The 15787-nt window shown below is 71.9% G+C and carries 11 protein-coding genes; 8 read left to right on the forward strand and 3 right to left on the reverse strand.

All coding sequences use genetic code 11. The features are described 5' to 3' along the window. Positions 1-149: 149 nt before the first annotated feature. The 3 genes from OV090_RS08885 (at position 150) to OV090_RS08895 (ending at position 5279) form a co-directional block, all read left to right on the forward strand. Positions 150-1253, forward strand: a complete 1104-nt coding sequence (locus tag OV090_RS08885; protein WP_267703102.1) for a hypothetical protein — start codon at positions 150-152, stop codon at positions 1251-1253. A 157-nt stretch (positions 1254-1410) separates the two neighbouring features. After that, positions 1411-4347, forward strand: a complete 2937-nt coding sequence (locus tag OV090_RS08890) for a serine/threonine-protein kinase (protein ID WP_267703103.1) — start codon at positions 1411-1413, stop codon at positions 4345-4347. Positions 4348-4505: 158 nt separating this feature from the next. Continuing rightward, positions 4506-5279 (forward strand): hypothetical protein, encoded by a 774-nt coding sequence (locus OV090_RS08895; RefSeq protein WP_267703104.1) that lies wholly within the window; start codon positions 4506-4508, stop codon positions 5277-5279. Positions 5280-5291: 12 nt separating this feature from the next. Here the strand turns inward: OV090_RS08895 and OV090_RS08900 are convergent, their stop codons facing one another. Beyond that, the gene (locus OV090_RS08900) at positions 5292-5909 is read right to left on the reverse strand and encodes a sigma-70 family RNA polymerase sigma factor (RefSeq protein WP_267703105.1); all 618 of its coding nucleotides are present in this window, start codon (positions 5907-5909) and stop codon (positions 5292-5294) included. Between the two features lie 252 nt (positions 5910-6161). On the opposite strand from OV090_RS08900, the gene OV090_RS08905 reads away from it, so the two are divergent. Together OV090_RS08905 and OV090_RS08910 are read left to right on the forward strand one after the other, a co-directional pair. Continuing rightward, positions 6162-8510 carry a serine/threonine-protein kinase gene (locus OV090_RS08905; RefSeq protein ID WP_267707089.1) on the forward strand — a complete coding sequence of 783 codons (2349 nt, stop codon included), beginning with the start codon at positions 6162-6164 and terminating at the stop codon, positions 8508-8510. Then, the gene (locus OV090_RS08910; protein ID WP_267703106.1) at positions 8420-8797 is read left to right on the forward strand and encodes a tetratricopeptide repeat protein; all 378 of its coding nucleotides are present in this window, start codon (positions 8420-8422) and stop codon (positions 8795-8797) included. The genes OV090_RS08905 and OV090_RS08910 overlap by 91 nt, the downstream gene beginning before the upstream one ends. Before the next feature lie 2 nt (positions 8798-8799). On the opposite strand, the gene OV090_RS08915 is transcribed toward OV090_RS08910, so the two are convergent. Next, positions 8800-9657: a serine protease gene (locus OV090_RS08915; protein WP_267703107.1), complete on the reverse strand. Its 858-nt coding sequence runs from the start codon at positions 9655-9657 to the stop codon at positions 8800-8802. A gap of 195 nt (positions 9658-9852) precedes the next feature. Between OV090_RS08915 and OV090_RS08920 the strand changes: the two genes are divergently transcribed. The 3 genes from OV090_RS08920 to OV090_RS08930 all read left to right on the forward strand — a co-directional run bounded on the left by OV090_RS08920 (position 9853) and on the right by OV090_RS08930 (position 12021). Continuing rightward, the gene (locus OV090_RS08920; RefSeq protein ID WP_267703108.1) at positions 9853-10251 is read left to right on the forward strand and encodes a hypothetical protein; all 399 of its coding nucleotides are present in this window, start codon (positions 9853-9855) and stop codon (positions 10249-10251) included. 168 nt (positions 10252-10419) lie between these two features. After that, the gene (locus OV090_RS50575) at positions 10420-11412 is read left to right on the forward strand and encodes a 2-oxoglutarate and iron-dependent oxygenase domain-containing protein (protein WP_267703110.1); all 993 of its coding nucleotides are present in this window, start codon (positions 10420-10422) and stop codon (positions 11410-11412) included. A gap of 135 nt (positions 11413-11547) precedes the next feature. Further along, positions 11548-12021, forward strand: coding sequence for a BON domain-containing protein (locus OV090_RS08930; protein WP_267703112.1), 474 nt, complete (start codon positions 11548-11550; stop codon positions 12019-12021). A gap of 298 nt (positions 12022-12319) precedes the next feature. On the opposite strand, the gene OV090_RS08935 is transcribed toward OV090_RS08930, so the two are convergent. Next, positions 12320-15454 carry a hypothetical protein gene (locus tag OV090_RS08935; RefSeq protein WP_267703113.1) on the reverse strand — a complete coding sequence of 1045 codons (3135 nt, stop codon included), beginning with the start codon at positions 15452-15454 and terminating at the stop codon, positions 12320-12322. Positions 15455-15787 lie beyond the last annotated feature (333 nt).

The following is a 15787-nucleotide window of genomic DNA, read 5'->3' on the forward strand; positions in this document are numbered from 1 at the left end:
ATCGATTACGAGCACCCGAGGGCACACCATTGGGGTCACCGCTCCTCGCCGTCAGGCCCCATCTGCGGCCGCCAAACTGCGATTGTATGGCGCGCGAATCGACGCCTTGACGCTATTTGTCGCGCGATGATAAGGCCGCTGCCATGGCCATGACACTGCGAAATTGGTGGTTCGTCCTGCCCTCACTGACGCTCCTCGCCGCATGCGGCGACAACGGCGGCACCACGACCGGGAGCACCGGCACCGACGGGACGACCGAGCCCGCCACGACCGACGCCACCACGACGCCCGGCACCACCGACGAACCGAGCAATCCGAGCAGTCCGGCCACCACCGACACCCCGACCACCGACGGCACGACGACCGTCGATCCCACGGTCGGCACCACCGACGCGCCCGGCACCACCGACGCCCCGGGCACCACCGACGCCCCGGGCACCACCGAAGCCCCGGGCACCACCGCCGAGCCGGGCACCACCACCGACGATACGACGACCACGGGCACCACCGGTCCGGTCGAACCTGGCCCCGAGGACATCCCCGAGATCCCCGACGACGGCATGCCCTCGTCGGCCCATTTCAAGAAGATCCCGCTCGGCATGTCCGAGGCCGCGCAGGGCTACTGGGAGTACACCCCGCCCGGCTACGGCGGCGGCGAGAAGTACCCGCTGCTGGTGTTCCTCCACGGCATCGGCGAGAACGGCAACGGCGACAGCGAGCTCGACAAGGTGCCGAACAACGGCCCGCCGAAGCTGCAGAAGAACAACCAGTGGGACACCACCCTGCCGTTCGTCGTGCTCTCGCCGCAGCACCCCGGCGGCGGCTGCCCCGGCTCGGGCGAGGTCCACTCGTTCATCGAATACGCGATGACGCACTACGACATCAACCCGGCCCGCGTCTACCTCACCGGCCTGAGCTGCGGCGCCATCGGCTCGTGGGGCTACATCGGCGACTTCCTCGACGAGCAGATCGCGGCACTGGTCGCGATCGCCGGCGACGGCAAGGGCGCCTTCATGAAGGCCAAGTGCGAGCTCGGCCGCGTCCCCATCTGGGCCTTCCACGGCGACCAGGATCCGACCGTCAACGTCAGCGGCACCATCGAGCCCGTCACCGGCCTGCAGATGTGCGACCCCAAGCCCGACGTCGAGATGGTCATCTACCCGGGCGTCGGCCACGACTCGTGGACCAAGACGTACGACCTCTCGGCCGGCCACGACATCTATTCGTGGCTGCTCGAGCACTACAAGCAATAGCCTCACCCGCCCATTGACGAATGACCCGAGGTCGCGGCGCCGCGAGGCCCCGCGACCTTCGTGCGCCCCGCTTCTGCACCAGCGGAGGCCAGGCGCGGGCCGATGCGCGATTTCACGCGTCCGCCACCCGGGCCCGCGATTGGTATGCTCGCCGGCGGTGACGGAGCCCCCGCCTCAGGTCCCCGACGACGACGGCCACGTCGCCGACGCGCGCACGCGGGAGGTCCCGCCCGACCCGCCGATCGTGCAGGCCCGGCCCGGCCGCACGCGCTCGCACCCCCGCGTGCCCGACGAGCCGCCCGCGCCGACGCGGATCCGCCACTTCACGGTGCTGCGCCAGATCGGCCAGGGCGGCATGGGCGTGGTCCTCTCGGCCTTCGACGACGAGCTCGATCGCAAGGTCGCCATCAAGCTGATGCGCCCGTCGCACGGCGACAGCCTCGGCCGCGCCCGCCTGCAGCGCGAGGCCCAGGCGATGGCCAAGCTGGCCCACCCCAACATCGCCCGCGTCTACGAGGTCGGCGAGTTCGAGGGCCGCGTGTACATCGTCATGGAGTACGTCCAGGGCGAGACGCTGCGCGCGTGGCTGCGCCGCGGTCCGCACCCGTGGCGCGAGGTCCTGGCGATCTTGCAGCAGGCCGGCCGCGGCCTCGCGGTCGCCCATGCGGCCGGCCTGGTCCACCGCGACTTCAAGCCCGACAACGTCATGGTCGCCGAGGACGGCTTCGTCCGCGTCCTCGACTTCGGCCTCGCCCGCGCCGTCGAGGCCGGCGAGGCGACCTTCGGCGCCGACCCGCGCCTGTTCGCGCCGGTGACCCACAGCACCGGCTCGCTCAGCGAACCATTGACGGAGGCCGGCACTCTGGTCGGCACGCCGCCGTACATGTCCCCCGAACAATTCGCGCTGCAGCCGATCGGCGTCGAGAGCGATCAGTTCAGCTTCTGCGTCGTGCTCTACGAGGGCCTCCACGGCGCGCGGCCCTTCAAGGCGCGCACCGCCGACGAGCTCCTGGCCCAGATCGAGGCGCTCCAGCGCAGCGAGCCGCCGCGCGGCCCCAGGGTCCCGCCGCGCCTGCGCCGGATCGCCCTGCGCGGCCTGTCGGCGCGCCCGCAGGACCGCTGGCCGTCGATGGAGGCCCTGCTCGCCGAGCTCGCGCGCGAGCCGGGCAAGCGCGCCCGCCAGTGGTTCGCCGGCGTCGGCATCGCCGGGCTCGCGGCCGGCCTCGGCTACGGCCTCACCCCGCCCGCCGCGGCCCCGCAAAGCCTCTGCAAGGACGCGCCCGCCCGCTTCGCCGGGGTGTGGGACGACGCGCGCAAGGCCGAGCTCCGCCAGGCCCTGCGCGCCACCGGGGCCGCCGGCGCCGACGACGTCGCAGGCCGCGTCGAGGCCCGCCTCGACGCCTACGCCGCCGACTGGATCGCCATGCACACCGCCGCCTGCGAGGCCACCCACGTGCGCGGCGAACAATCCCCGCAGCTGCTCGACCGCCGCATGGAGTGCCTGAGCCTGCGCCGCACCGAAATCGACGTGCTCGTGCAGAGCCTCGCCGCCGCCGACGCGGCGATGCTAGGCCGCGCCGTCCAGGCGACCATGAACCTCGGCCGCCTCGATCGCTGCGCCGACGCCGAGGCGCTGATGGCCACCCTGCCGCCGCCCGACGATCCGGAGCAGGCGGCGCGGGTCGCCGACGTGCGGGCCAAGCTGGCCCGCGTGCGCGTGCGCGGCAACCTCGGGCAGTACGAGGCGATCCGCTCGCTCGCCGACGAGATCCTGCAAGAGACGAGCGCGATCGGCTACCGCCCGCTGCACGCCGAGGTGCTGGCGCGCCACGCCCAATTGCTCGAGTACGCCGGCGACCCCGCCGGCGCCGAGGAGGCGATGCTCGAGGCGTACTTCATGGCCGGCGCGGTCAAACACGACGAGGTCCAGGCCGACGCCGCCCTCGCCCTGACCTTCATCTACGGCGTCGAGCAGGCCCGCTACGACGACGCGATGCTGTGGGACCGCCACGCCGCCATGCTGCTCGAGCGGCTCGGCGCCCCGCCGCAGCTGCAGATCACCCGCCACACCGGCCTCGGCGGCGTGCTCGAGCGGTGGGGCAAGTACCCCGAGGCCCGCGAGCACCTCGAGCGCGCGCTGGCCCTCGCCGAGGCCGACGAGGGCCCCGACAACCTCGACCTCGCCACGGTCGCCCACAACCTCGGCGGCGTCTACCTGGCCCAGGGCGACCTCGCCGCGGCCGAGCGCATTTACCAGCGCAGCCTCGACCTCTTCGCCGCGCTGCTCGGCCCCGAGAACCTCGCCGTCGGCGAGACCCTCAACAACCTCGCCATGGTCGCGCAGCAGCGCGGCGACCTGCCCGGCGCCCGCGAGCGGCTGCAGCGCGCGCTCGCGATCTACGAGCGCAGCATCGGCGTCGAGCACCCGCGCCTGTCGATCCCCCTGTGCAACCTCGGCAGCGTCGCCGCGGCCCAGCGCGACCTCGCGGCCGCCCACGCGCACTACGAGCGCGCCCTCGCAATCACCGAGAAGGCGCTCGGCGCCGACGACTTCGAGGTCGCCGAGCCGCTCGGCGGCCTCGCCGAGCTGGCCGCGCTCGAGCGCCGCTGGGACGACGCCGAGGCATTGGCCGGGCGCGCGCTGGCCCTGCACGCGCGCGTGCAAGGCCCCGCCCAGCCGGGCCAGATCCAGCCGCTGTGCGCCCTCGGCGAGGTCGCCCTGGCCCGCCGCGAATACGCCGACGCCCGCGCCCACTTCCAGCGCGCGCTCGAGCTCGCCGAGGCCACCTACGGCCCGCAGGACATCGCCGCCGCGACCGCGCTCGGCGGCCTCGCCCGCGCGGCCGTCGGCGAGCGCAAGCCCGCCGAGGCGCTCCCGCTGCTGACCCGCGCGCTCGCCATCCGCGAGCAGCCGGGCGGCCTGGCCCACGAAGCCGGGGCGCTGCGGTTCGTCGAGGCCCAGGCCCGCCAGCAGTCGCGCGACAAGGCCGCCGCCGACGCGGCCCGCCAGGCCCTCGCTCACTACTCCGCCGCCGGCGAGCGCTTCACCGCCGAGCGCGCCGAGGTCGAATCATGGCTGGCCGCGCACCGCTGATTCACGACATCGACTGCATATATTGATAGCGCCGCGCAGGCCCTGCCACCACTGCCGGCAATCCTTGCAGCCGCGCGATCCGGCCTCGGCCGAGTCGCGGCAATCGCGCTATTCCGATCGCGGTGACGGATCGACCGCCCCTGGTTACTATCGAGACGATGGCCCAGTCCGAGCAGCACGAGGGCGCAGTGCGGGCGCTGTTCGCCGCCTGGGCGGCGGCCGAGAGCGACGAGATCGCGCTGGCCGGCCTCGCTGCGCTGCTGGCCGACGCGAGCGGCGACGCCGTGGCGACCCGCCTGCGGCACCTCTGGTCCCCGCCCCCGCCCGCCGCGTCGGTGGCCCCTCCTGCGCCCCCGACCGCGCCCAGCCGCCCGCGGGACCCCGCGCTCGAGCGGGCGCTCGCGACCGCGAGCGCCTGCGTCGGCCGCCTCGACGCCATCGATTCCGGCAGCGCCACCCCCCTCGCCACCGCCTGGCTCGTGCGCCCCGACCTCGCGGTGACGACGCGCAAGCCGCTGCTGTCCTGCCTCGCGCCGCTGACCCGCGGCGAGCGGACCCTGCAGCTCGACCTCGGCAGCGGCCCCGTCGCCGTCCGCGAGGTCCTCTACCTCGCGCCCGACTGCGACCTCGCGCTGCTGCGCGTGGCCCCGCAGGCGAGCTTCATCGCCCTCGCCTCCGGCGTCGCCCACGGCCACGAGCTGGCCGCCATCGACCGCAACGAGCCGCCCGGGGCCGAGCCCGGCGACCTGCGCCTGGTGCCCGGCCGGGTCCAGGAGGTCTCGTCGGCGCTGCTGCGCCACGACTGCCCCGGCCGGCCCGGCGGCGTCCTCCTCGACCTCGCGTCAGGGCAGGCGATCGGCCTCACCGTCGGCGGCCACGAATCGGTGCCCGGCTGGCTCGTGCGCGAGCGAATCGAGCGACTGTCGCGATGATCCGCGCTTGCCTCAACGCGTCGCCACCAGCTGCGCCCGCAGCCCGGCCGCCCATTGCTCGAGCCCGGAGATCGTGCTCTCCATCTCCGACGCGCTCGCCTCGAGCCCGCGAATCGCCGTCTCGAGCTGTTGCTTGGCCCGGCGCAGGCGGCTGCGGGCCGTGTCCTCCGGCACCCCGAGGAACGCCCCGAGCTCCGGCCCGGTCATGCGCTCCCAATAATACAGCTCGAGGATCACCTGCGACGCGACCGGGATCTTGCGCAGACCGTGCAGGAGCAGCCGCTGCTCCGCGTGCGCCGCCAGCAGCGACGTCGGGCTCGCGCCGAGGTCGACGAGCGACATCTTCTCGAGGTCGAGCTCCTCCGGCGGCCGCCGGTTCCGGCGCAGATGGTCGCGTAGGATGTTGTGGGCGATGGCGAACAGGTACGTGCGAAACGAGGCGTCCCCGCGGAACCGGTCGCGGCCCTCGACGCAGCCGATGAAGGTGCGCTGCACGAGGTCCTCGGCCTGGTGCTCCACCTTGTTGCGAAAGAACCTGCGGACGGCGTCGAAATGGCGGTCGAACAAGACGCTGCCCGCCTGGCGATCGCCGTCCCGCCAGGCGGTGAGGAGCTCCTGGTCGCTCTTCATGGCGCCACCTTACCACGGAGCCCGGGCCGCGAAACCCGCTGGCTGACGGACCCGGGCCTCGGAGACACTACCCCGGCCATGGACCCGCAGCAGGAGCACACCTGGCCCGACCTCGAACAGCTCGGGTCCGACAAGCGCGACCTCGCGGACGAGGCGATGTATCGCAGCCTCAAATCGAAGCTGTTCGACGAGGCCTATCCGCCGGTCCAGATCGGCCGCTTCAGGGTGGTGCAGACCCTGGGCCAGGGCGGCATGGGCGTGGTCTACTCGGCCCAGGATCTGCAACTCGGCCGCCTGGTCGCGATCAAGGTCATCCGCGACGACCGCCTGCGCGAGGGCGCGAAGGACCGGGCGCGCCTCCTGCGAGAGGCCCAGATGCAGGCCAAGCTGTCCCACCCCAACGTGGTGCAGATCCACGAGGTCAGCGAATCCGACGGCGGCCTGTTCATCGTCATGGAGCTGGTCAAGGGCGCCACGCTGCGCGAATGGCTGGACCGCGAGTCGCGCCCGCTGGCCGCGATCCTCGAGCGATTCGTCGAGGCGGCCCGAGGCCTGTCGGCGGCCCATCAGGCCGGGATCGTCCACCGCGACTTCAAGCTGGCCAACGCGATGGTCGGCGAGGACGGCCGGGTCCGGATCGCCGACTTCGGCCTGGCCGTCGCCGACCAGAGCCAGCAAGAGACCGAGCCCGAGCGCACCGCCGGGTCCACCTCCGCCGGCCACACCAGCAAGCACGCCGGCACGCCGACGTACATGTCGCCCGAGCAGGTCCGCGGCCGCGACTGCGACGCCCGCAGCGATCAATACTCGTTCGCGGTCGCCCTGACCGAGGCCCTGTTCCGCCGCCCGCCGCCGCCCGCCATCGAGCGCCTGGCCGCTCGGACAGGCGCCCTGGCGCTGCCGGCCGACCCCCCCGCGCCGCAATGGCTGCGCCAAGCCCTCACCCGCGCCCTCGCCCTCGACCCCGCCGACCGCTTCCCGTCGATGGCGGCGCTGATCGACGTGCTGGTCGAGACGCCCAAACGCCGCAAGCGCGGCGCCCTCGCGGCCGGCCTGGTCGTGGCGCTGGCAGGCTCGACCGCCCTCGGGGCGACGCTCTTCACCGAAACCGCTCGGCCAGAGTGCTCACAATACGAGGGCCGCATCACCGCGACCTGGGACGAGCGCAAAGAATCCATTCACGCCGCATTCGTGGCGACCGGACTGCCGTACGCCGAACAGTCGTGGCAACGTACGAGTCGCATGCTCGAAGCGTACGCGAAAGACTGGGCGGACACCGCGGTGAGCGACTGCGAGGCGCGGCAACTCGCGGCGCAACCCCTGGAGCGCTACTTCACGCAGAGCGCCGCCTGCCTCGGCCGCCAGCGCGAAGCCTTTACCACGCTGCTCCACGAGCTCGCCGCCGCCGACAGCACCCTCGTGGCCAGCGCCGACAAAGCAGCGGCCGGCCTGTCTCGGCCCGAGCAATGCCGCGTATCTCCGACCATGCAGCTCGTGGACGGCCCCGACGCGCCCACGAACCCACGCGTGCGCGAGCTGCTCGATCGCGGCAATCTCCTCACCATCTCGCATGAAGGTCGTGATGCCGTCACTTTTCTCGACCAAGCGTTGGCGGAGATCCGCAGCCACGCCGACGTCGCAGGCGAGGCCGAGGCGCTCTTGTTGCTCGGTCGGGCGAAGGGACGTCTGCTCGGCGATGGGCCCGGCGCGGCGAAGATCCTGAGCGAGGCTTATGATCGGGCGAATGCCGCCGACTACTCGGCTCTGAAGTGGGAGATCTGGAACGAGCTCGCACGAGTCCAGGCCCTCGTGTTCGACGCGCCCGGCGAAGCGCGAACGTGCCTGGACCACGCGAAGTCCGAGCGTCATCCGGATCCACAGACAGCGGCGGCCGCGATCGCAACCGCCGAGAGCGAGGTCCTCATCGCCGAGGGTCGGCCTCTGGATGCGGTGGCACTTCGCAGACAGGCGCTCGCCACTTTGAAGGCGCTTTGCCCTCCAGATCACCCGGATGTCATGCTCGCCCGCCTGTCCCTCGCCGCCGCTCTGGGCGAAGCCCTGCAACTGCAGGAGGCACATGAGATGCACCGGCAACTCCTCTCCGATTTACAGCGAGAGTACGGCCGCGAGCACCCCCTGACTGCGCGCGTCGAGCTGAACTTCGGCCTCGACCTCTACGAACTCGAGCAGCCTGCCGCGGCCCGCGAGGCCTTGGAGCACGCGCGCACCGCCCTGGTGACCACCTACGGCGAGAGGCACCTCTGGGTCGCCAAGACCGAGGTCGCGCTCGCGCAGCTCGACCTCGACGATGACGCGATCACGCGGGCCATCGAGCGGCTCGACGCGGCAATGGCCACCTACGAGGTCCTCGTCCCCCCGACCCACGCCGAGCGAATCACCGCGCTCATCGTCCTGGCTGAAGCACACCGAATGAACGGCCAGACCCGGGAGCCCTCGCCGCCTATCGCGAGCTCCTCGACATCCATGACGCGGATCCGGCGCACAGCTCGGTGGATCTCTTCGCCACCCTCGCCAACATCGGCGACGCCCTCTGCGTCCTCGGCCAATGCGCCGAGGCGCTGCCTTACTTCTCTCGATTGATCGGGCTGAAATCCCCGGAAACATCGTCCGAACCGGCGATGAAGGCGCTCCCCTTGCGAGGGCTCGGGCTGGTGGCCCTCGCGGAGGACGAGCCCCAAATGGCGGTCATGCTGCTCCAGCGAGCGCTGGCCATCCTCGAGCAGGCGCCGCTCGAACGCCTCGGTTTAAGGGAGATTATGATCGAGACGATGCGCGCACTGGCAGACGCACACACGGCGCTCCGAAGCAAGCCGCAGCGGGCCCGAGAGCTGCGGCGGCGCGCCGCCGAGCTCGAGTCGGCGAACTGACGTCAGCCCCAGCGCTCGAGCTGCGCCAGCCTCTCGCGCACCACCCAGCCCGGCACCCCGAGGTTGGTGCGACGGTCCCGTGACTCGCCGTAGTTGAGGCCGATCACTGCGCCGCGAACCAGGTCGACGATCGCTCCGCCGGAGCTGCCGCCCAGCGTGGTGCAGTCGTGCTCGAGCTGCGCCCCCGACGTCGCCACCAGGCGGCCGAGCGAGATCCGCTTGTAGCCGCGGCCGTCGCTGTCGAACCAGCCGTCACCGAAGCAATGCTTGTACTCGGCCTCGGGGTACGCGCCCTCCGCGTGCGCCGGGAAGCCGATGACCGCCAATGGGTGATCGGGGACGATCGAGTCGACCAGGGCGAGGCCGGCATGCGGCGCCCGCTGCGGGTCGATCTGCAGGAACGCGAGGTCGTGAATCGGGTCGACGTGCAGTATCCGGCGGACCCGACAACGTCCATCGGCCGGCGCCCCCGCCTCGGCGCACAGGTCGACGCGCAGCGTCTTGACCCCGCGCTGCAGGTCGTCGAGGAGCGACAAAATGTTGTGCCGATTCGTCACGGCGATGCCGCCGCCGACCAACCAGGCCGTGCCACACTGCATCAGCGGACCGAGCTCGGGGCACTCCAGCCGGCCGACGCCCCCGAGCATCGCCTCCAATTGCGGCCGGGCCGCGCGGACCACGACCTGCCAGGCCGGCTCCGGCGGCAGCGAGAAGGTCCCGGCGCGGACCGTGAGCGGGCACGGAAACCACTGGCTCACGAGCTCCAGCCCCGACAATTCGACGGTCTGCGCCGGTGCCGGCTCGGCGGACGCCGTCGACGATCCGACCTCGTGGCTCTCCAGGGTGTCCTGAGACGTCATCGTTTGCATCGCTCCCTCGGCCTCGCGCCTCGGACGATAGTGGCACGCGCTCCCTCTTCCGTGCATCTACACGGCCCGATCGATCATCGTCGCGACGAGGTGACCGGTTCGGCCGGCCCTGGACACTACCGGTTGTACGACGCGACGGGGTCGGCGATGCCCGCCGGCCCGACGCGCGACAGGAGTTGCATCGTCATGGCAGTCACATGGACCTTGAAGGACGCCTCGGGCGCGAACCTCACCACCCAGCCGACCTCGACCGGCACCCTCGCCCTCTACTTCAACAACAGCGGCTATCCCTACTACGCCGTGGGCGAGATCATCACCGAGGTGCTCGCCGAGGTCGACAGCACCGGCCCGGTCACGATCACGCTATCGCCGCAGAATGAAGGCTACTCCCTCGACGAGAGCCGCAGCGACCCGCAGGAGCTGCCGTCGCCGCACGGCGGCGTGATGGGCTGGAATCAGAGCGGCCCCGTCACGACCCTCACCTTCACCGCGCCCGGCACGGTGAACCAGGAGTGGTCGTGGGGCTTCGGCGGGCTCACGCCGGCGGTCGCGCTCAAGATGAAGGCCCGCGTGCGCCGAGCGTAAACGGGCCCGGCCCGACTCGGGCCGCCGGACGCGAGCGGCACCTGGCCTCCCCGCCAGGTGCCGCTCGATGCGGTCCGCGAAGACCGGGGCCGCGGGTGCCTCCCACCGCACCTGGCCTTTCCGCCAGGCAGCGTCGCGCCCGCCTCGCCGAGCTGTTAGCATCCGCCGGTGTCCGCGCTCCCGGTCCTCGACCTCACGCCGCTCCGCCAGGGCGCCGACCCGTCTGCCCGCGACGCGCTCGCGCGGGCCATCGCTGCGGCCTGCCGCGACAGCGGCTTCTTCTACGTCGTCGGCCACGGCCTCGATCCGGCGCTGCAGGCCCGCCTCGAGGCCCTGAGCCGGCGGTTCTTCGCCGCCCCCGAGGCCGACAAGCAGGCCCTGGCGATGCACCACGGCGGCCGCGCCTGGCGCGGGTGGTTCCCGCTGGGCGGCGAGCTCACCTCGGGCCAGCCCGACCTCAAGGAGGGCCTGTACTTCGGGACAGAATTGCCCGCCGACCACCCGCGCGTGCGCGCCGGCACCCCGCTGCACGGGGCCAACCTGTGGCCGGCGTGGCTGCCGGAGCTGCGCCCGGTGGTGCTCGCAGTCATGGCCCAGCTCGCCGACGCCGCCCAGCTGCTGCTCACGGGCGTGGCCCGCAGCCTCGACCTCCCGCCGGACTACTTCCGGGGCCACTACACGGGCGACCCGACGCAGCTGTTCCGGATCTTCCACTACCCGGCGACCCCGCAGACGGGCTGGGGCGTCGGCGAACACACCGACTACGGCCTGCTCACGCTGCTCGTGCAGGACGACGTCGGCGGCCTGCAGGTCAAGACCCCGCGCGGCTGGATCGACGCCCCGCCGCTGCCCGGGGCCCTCGTGTGCAACATCGGCGACATGCTCGACCGCCTCACCGGCGGCTGGTACCGCTCGACGCCCCACCGCGTGCGCGGCTCGGCCAGTCGCGATCGCCTGTCGTTCCCGTTCTTCTTCGATCCCGCGTGGGACGCCGAGATCGTGCCGCTACCGCGCCGCCCCGCCGACATCTCCGACGACGCCGCCGAGCGCTGGGATCGCGCCAGCGTCCACGCCTTCCGCGGGACCTACGGCGAATACCTGCTGGCCAAGGTCGCCCGCGTCTTCCCCGCCCTGCACGCGGCAGTGCGACCCGGCGCGTGACTCAGGCGCCCACCCCGCCGCCGGACGCCGCCGCCGGCCTCTGCCGTGCTCCCATTGCCTGCACGCGACATTGAACAATGTACAGTGGTCGCTCAGTGGTGTTTCCCTACGGTGTCAATTCGCGGAGGAACAGCCATGAGTGCGAAGCGCCACACCAAGGACCGCGAGGACACGCGCAGCAACACCGACGCGGAGGCCCCGTTCGAGGAGTTCATCGACCCCGGCTTCCGCTCGCGCGGCCTCTACGGGGAGGTGACCTGGCCGGACCGGGAGCCGCAGCCGTGGCCCTCGGCGCCGCGCGCCCGCGAGGGTGACGCGCTCGCCGCGTCGGAGTCCGGCCGAGGCCGCTACGTGGGCTGCGGCCCGCGCAGCTACCGCCGGTCGGACGCGCGGATCGCCGAGGACATCAACGAGGCCCTCACCTGGCACCCCGACATCGACGCCAGCGAGGTCGAGGTCGCCGTCGAACGCGGCAACGTCACGTTGACCGGCCTCGTCTACGACCCACAGACGCGGCGCCTGATCGTCGAGCTGGCGCTGCAGACGGCCGGCGTGGCCGAGCTCGACGACCGCATGAGCATCGGCGGCGGCAAGGCCTCGAGCGCGTAACTTTAAAAAAAATGTCCCTCGGGACAGCTGAAGCAGCGATCTCCGGGCCGGCGGCGGCTGTCCTTCGGGACAGACGAAGCCAGCGCCAATACTGGCTGTCCTTCAAGACAGCTCGGCTTCACCGCGCGATCTCGAGCCCCTCGGTGCTTCGAGCGGTCGCTGCCTGACGACAGAGCGCGACCCCTCCGGCGGTCGCCAGCGAGCCGCGAGGCCCACGTGGGCCACTCGCGCCTCAATCTTTTTTCGAAAAGAAAAAAGAAGAGCCGCCGACGCTGCGTGCGTCGGCGGCTCTTGCCTCTCAGCGCGAACGCCGGCGCCGCAGCGTCAGCAGCAGCAGCGTCAGCGCCGACAGCCCGGCCCCGCCGGTGCCGTCCTGGCGGCAGCCGCAGCCGCTCTCGTCGGCTGCGCTGCCGCCGGAGTCGCTGTCGGTGTCGCCGGCGGTCCCGCTCGAGTCGCTGGCCTCGGTGTCGCTGCCCTCGTCCGTGTCCGAGCCGGGCTGCGCGCCGGTCTCGCCCGGGCCGTCGGTCGTCGGCACCTGCCCGCTCGAGCCGTCGGAGTCGGTGTCGCCGCCGCTCGTGGTCGGCTCGCCGCCGCCGATGCAGTTCGCCTCGCAGCCGTCGCCCGGCGTGTCGTTGCCGTCGTCGCAGTCCTCGCCGCCGTCGACCACCCCGTCGCCGCAGCTCGCCGACGTGCAGTCCGTGCGGCACGCGTCCGCCTCGGAGTCGCTGTTGTTCGCCCCGTCGTCGCACTCCTCGCCGACGCTGACGATCCCGTCGCCGCAGACCGCCGCCGGCGCGTCGACCACCCCGACCACGCACAGCGCGTCGAGCGTCCAGCCGCCCATCTCGAGCCCGCCGTCGCTGCGCAGCTCGTACTTCAGCGTCACCGCGTCGTTCATCACCGACGACGTCAGGTCGACGTCGTGGAAGCGCCACTCGCGGTCGGTGTGGTGCGTCGTCGCGTCGTTCATGTTCGGGCTGGCGAAGTTGGTCCACACCTCCGCGTCGTTGGCGTAGATCCGCGCCCGGTCGAAGTGGCCGTCCTCGATGTTGAGCCAGCGGCGGTACTGCAGGCGCACCTGCGAATAGCCGGTCGTGTCGATCACCGGCGACTGCGCGAAGTTCGTCTTGTCCGACTGGTACGTGCCGTTGAAGTTGCCGCCGCCGAGGTCGTTGCCGAACACCCGCGAGCCGTCGAACGCCGCCTGCGGGTCGCCCGACGCCGTCGGCGACAGCGGCTCCTGCCACATCCAGTCGTCGGCGCCCTCGCCCTGCATGCCCATCGTCAGCCCGTGCGTCCAGCCGTCGGCGGCCGGGTCGGACTCGAAGTCGGTGCAGTAGATCTCCTCGACCGCGCCGACGAAGAACTCGTAGAACGGGTCGGCCGGGTTCTCCGGGTACTGCAGCGCGGTCGCGTCCTGGAACGTGATCTTCACCTGGTACTGCACCACGCTGCCCGCCGGCTGCTGCGGGATCTGCCCGGTGATCTGGTCCGGCGCGATGTCCATCGCGATCACCCCGCCGACGTCCTGCTGCTCGCGCAGGCGCCAGGTCAGCTCGGCCGACTCGATCATCCCGCCGCTGCACTGCCCGCCGGCGCCGTCGACCGCGACCGACACCGTGTACTCGGCCAATTGCGGCAGGGCCACCCCGGGCGCCTCGACGTCGACGTCGAGCTTGAACAGCCCGTGCTTGGCGAACGCCGCGTTGATCAGGCACTGGTTGGGCGTGCCGTTGGCGAGGTCGCCGTCGTCGTCGTCGGCCGCGAGCGCCTCGAAGTACATGCTCGGGATGTCGACCGCGCGGCGGATCGATTCGTAGTAGAGGTGATCGGCGTGGGCCACCCCGCCCGGGCCCTGGTCCTCGATCAGCGCCTTGCGCAGGTCCCACAGCGCCCCGGCGATGATGAGGCCGGTGGTGTGGGGGTCGCCGGCGATGTCGTCGGGCCACACCGCCTCGCTGCCGTTCGGGTCGATGTGGCGCAGCGGCCCGGGGTCGTTGAGGAAGAAGCCGATGCCCATCGCCGGGTCGTCGACGATCGTCGCCGCCAGGTAGTCGCTCACGCCCTCCGACAGCGACGGGTCGAAGTTGCCGACGCCCTGGATGATCGCGTGGTCATGCACCCCGTGGCCGTACTCGTGGTAGACGATGTCGGCGACCCGGCCGGTGTTGTTGCACTGGTTGCTCTGGCGGAAGAAGTTGATGTTGCCGTCGTAATAGGCGTTGCAGCTCTCGTTGATGTTGACGGTCGCTTGGAGCTGCTCGCCGAGCCAGCCGAAGCCGGGGTCGATCTGGCGCACGTACTCGATCACGACGTTCGCGTGGACGAAGGTGCTGATCTGGGCGTCGACCTGCTCGTCGTTCGGCGCGCCCCACACCGCCGTCTGGTTCGGCTGCAGGTTGAGGTTGCCGGTCGCCGGGTTGCCCGCGTCGTTGTTGACCGTCACCTGCGTGCCGGACGCCCGCGTCGTCACCGTCGTCGCGTTGTTGCCGTTCCACGTCACGTCGCCGGCCTCGGTGCTGGTGACGTTCATCCCGCCCACCGTCAGCGCCGCGCGGTTGGCCGGCCAGTCCTGGCGCTCGCCGCCGGGCTCGCGCAGCGGCGCGTCGTAGGCGACCTTGCCGCTGGCGAACAGCAGCGTCTGCTTGCGCGCCACCGGCTCGCCCGTGGCCGCGTCGACGTAGACCCGCCAGCGCCCGCGCGGCGCGGTCGTCGACAGCTCGACCGGCACCACCGTCGCGTAGTCGACCTTGCCCGCGCGCACCAGCGGCAGCACCACCGCCTCGTGCGCGGCCTCGAAGGTGACTGTCCCCGGGGACAGGTCGCGCTCCAGCCAATCGCTCGCGGCGGCCCGCGCCTGCGCTGCGCCGACCGAGCGGACCGCCGGCGCCGCCACGTGCGGCAGCGCCTCCGAGCCGATCATGAACAGGCGGTCGTTGCGGAAGCGGAAGCTGACCTGCCCGCCCTCGACCGCGACGCCGCGGACCCGCTGTTCGAACCCGAGAGTGCGCATCCCGCCGCTCTCGACATTCGCCACCAATGTGAAGTCCCCCGCCGCGGCCCCGGGCGCCAGCAATGCCACGTGGCGGCTCAGGAACGCCCGCGCGATCCGCTCGGCCGCGACCGGCGAGGACGCGCTGCCTGGCGCCGCGATCCCCGCGCCCCAGATCCGCCTGACCACGTCGGTATCGCGGTCCCACACCGCCCACGTCTGCGGGCCCATCTCGGCGAGCAGCCGGGTCCAGGCTCGTGCGTGCCGGGCCGGGACCCGATGCCACGCGAGGTCGCCGGCCACGCGTACGGGAGCGCCTTGGGCGACCTCCAGGACGGGCCGCCGCGCGTGCTCGGCAGGAGTCTGAACCGCACTCGCGGTCGGGCTGACGGCCAGGATCGTGGCCGCGGTGAGGGTGGCAATTCCGTGGGCGAGTCTCATCGGTCCTCCGCGGGTGCGCCAGAGCGCACCACGTTGCCACCCTACCAAAACGCAAGGGCCTGGAGGTATGTTTGTGTCTAGCGCGTGCTCACAGGGAAGAACCCTGTCGCCGCTTGACCCCGCGGCCCGCCCCCAGCCCTCGAACCTCGCAGCGAATGGCTGCAGTCGGCCCGTCCGCAGGTGAAGGCAATGCGGGCAGGGCGACGGCATCGACCGCACCACGACCGCAGCGACATGACCTCGGAAACATGTTTATTCAGACATGTCTTTGACGATGGGCGATGAACGACCGTGGGCTGATTTCACCTGCACATGTCTTTTAAGACATACGGT

It is taken from the genome of Nannocystis sp. RBIL2 (assembly GCF_026626745.1).
Taxonomy (GTDB): domain Bacteria; phylum Myxococcota_A; class Polyangia; order Nannocystales; family Nannocystaceae; genus Nannocystis.

Excerpts from the sequence above, each read along its gene's own strand:
- OV090_RS08900 (WP_267703105.1), bottom strand. The coding sequence starts at position 5,909 with ATGAAGAGCGACCAGGAGCTCCTCACCGCCTGGCGGGACGGCGATCGC.
- OV090_RS08930 (WP_267703112.1), top strand. The coding sequence starts at position 11,548 with ATGAGTGCGAAGCGCCACACCAAGGACCGCGAGGACACGCGCAGCAAC.
- OV090_RS08915 (WP_267703107.1), bottom strand. The coding sequence starts at position 9,657 with ATGACGTCTCAGGACACCCTGGAGAGCCACGAGGTCGGATCGTCGACG.
- OV090_RS08885 (WP_267703102.1), top strand. The coding sequence starts at position 150 with ATGACACTGCGAAATTGGTGGTTCGTCCTGCCCTCACTGACGCTCCTC.
- OV090_RS08905 (WP_267707089.1), top strand. The coding sequence starts at position 6,162 with ATGGGCGTGGTCTACTCGGCCCAGGATCTGCAACTCGGCCGCCTGGTC.
- OV090_RS08895 (WP_267703104.1), top strand. The coding sequence starts at position 4,506 with ATGGCCCAGTCCGAGCAGCACGAGGGCGCAGTGCGGGCGCTGTTCGCC.
- OV090_RS08920 (WP_267703108.1), top strand. The coding sequence starts at position 9,853 with ATGGCAGTCACATGGACCTTGAAGGACGCCTCGGGCGCGAACCTCACC.
- OV090_RS08935 (WP_267703113.1), bottom strand. The coding sequence starts at position 15,454 with ATGAGACTCGCCCACGGAATTGCCACCCTCACCGCGGCCACGATCCTG.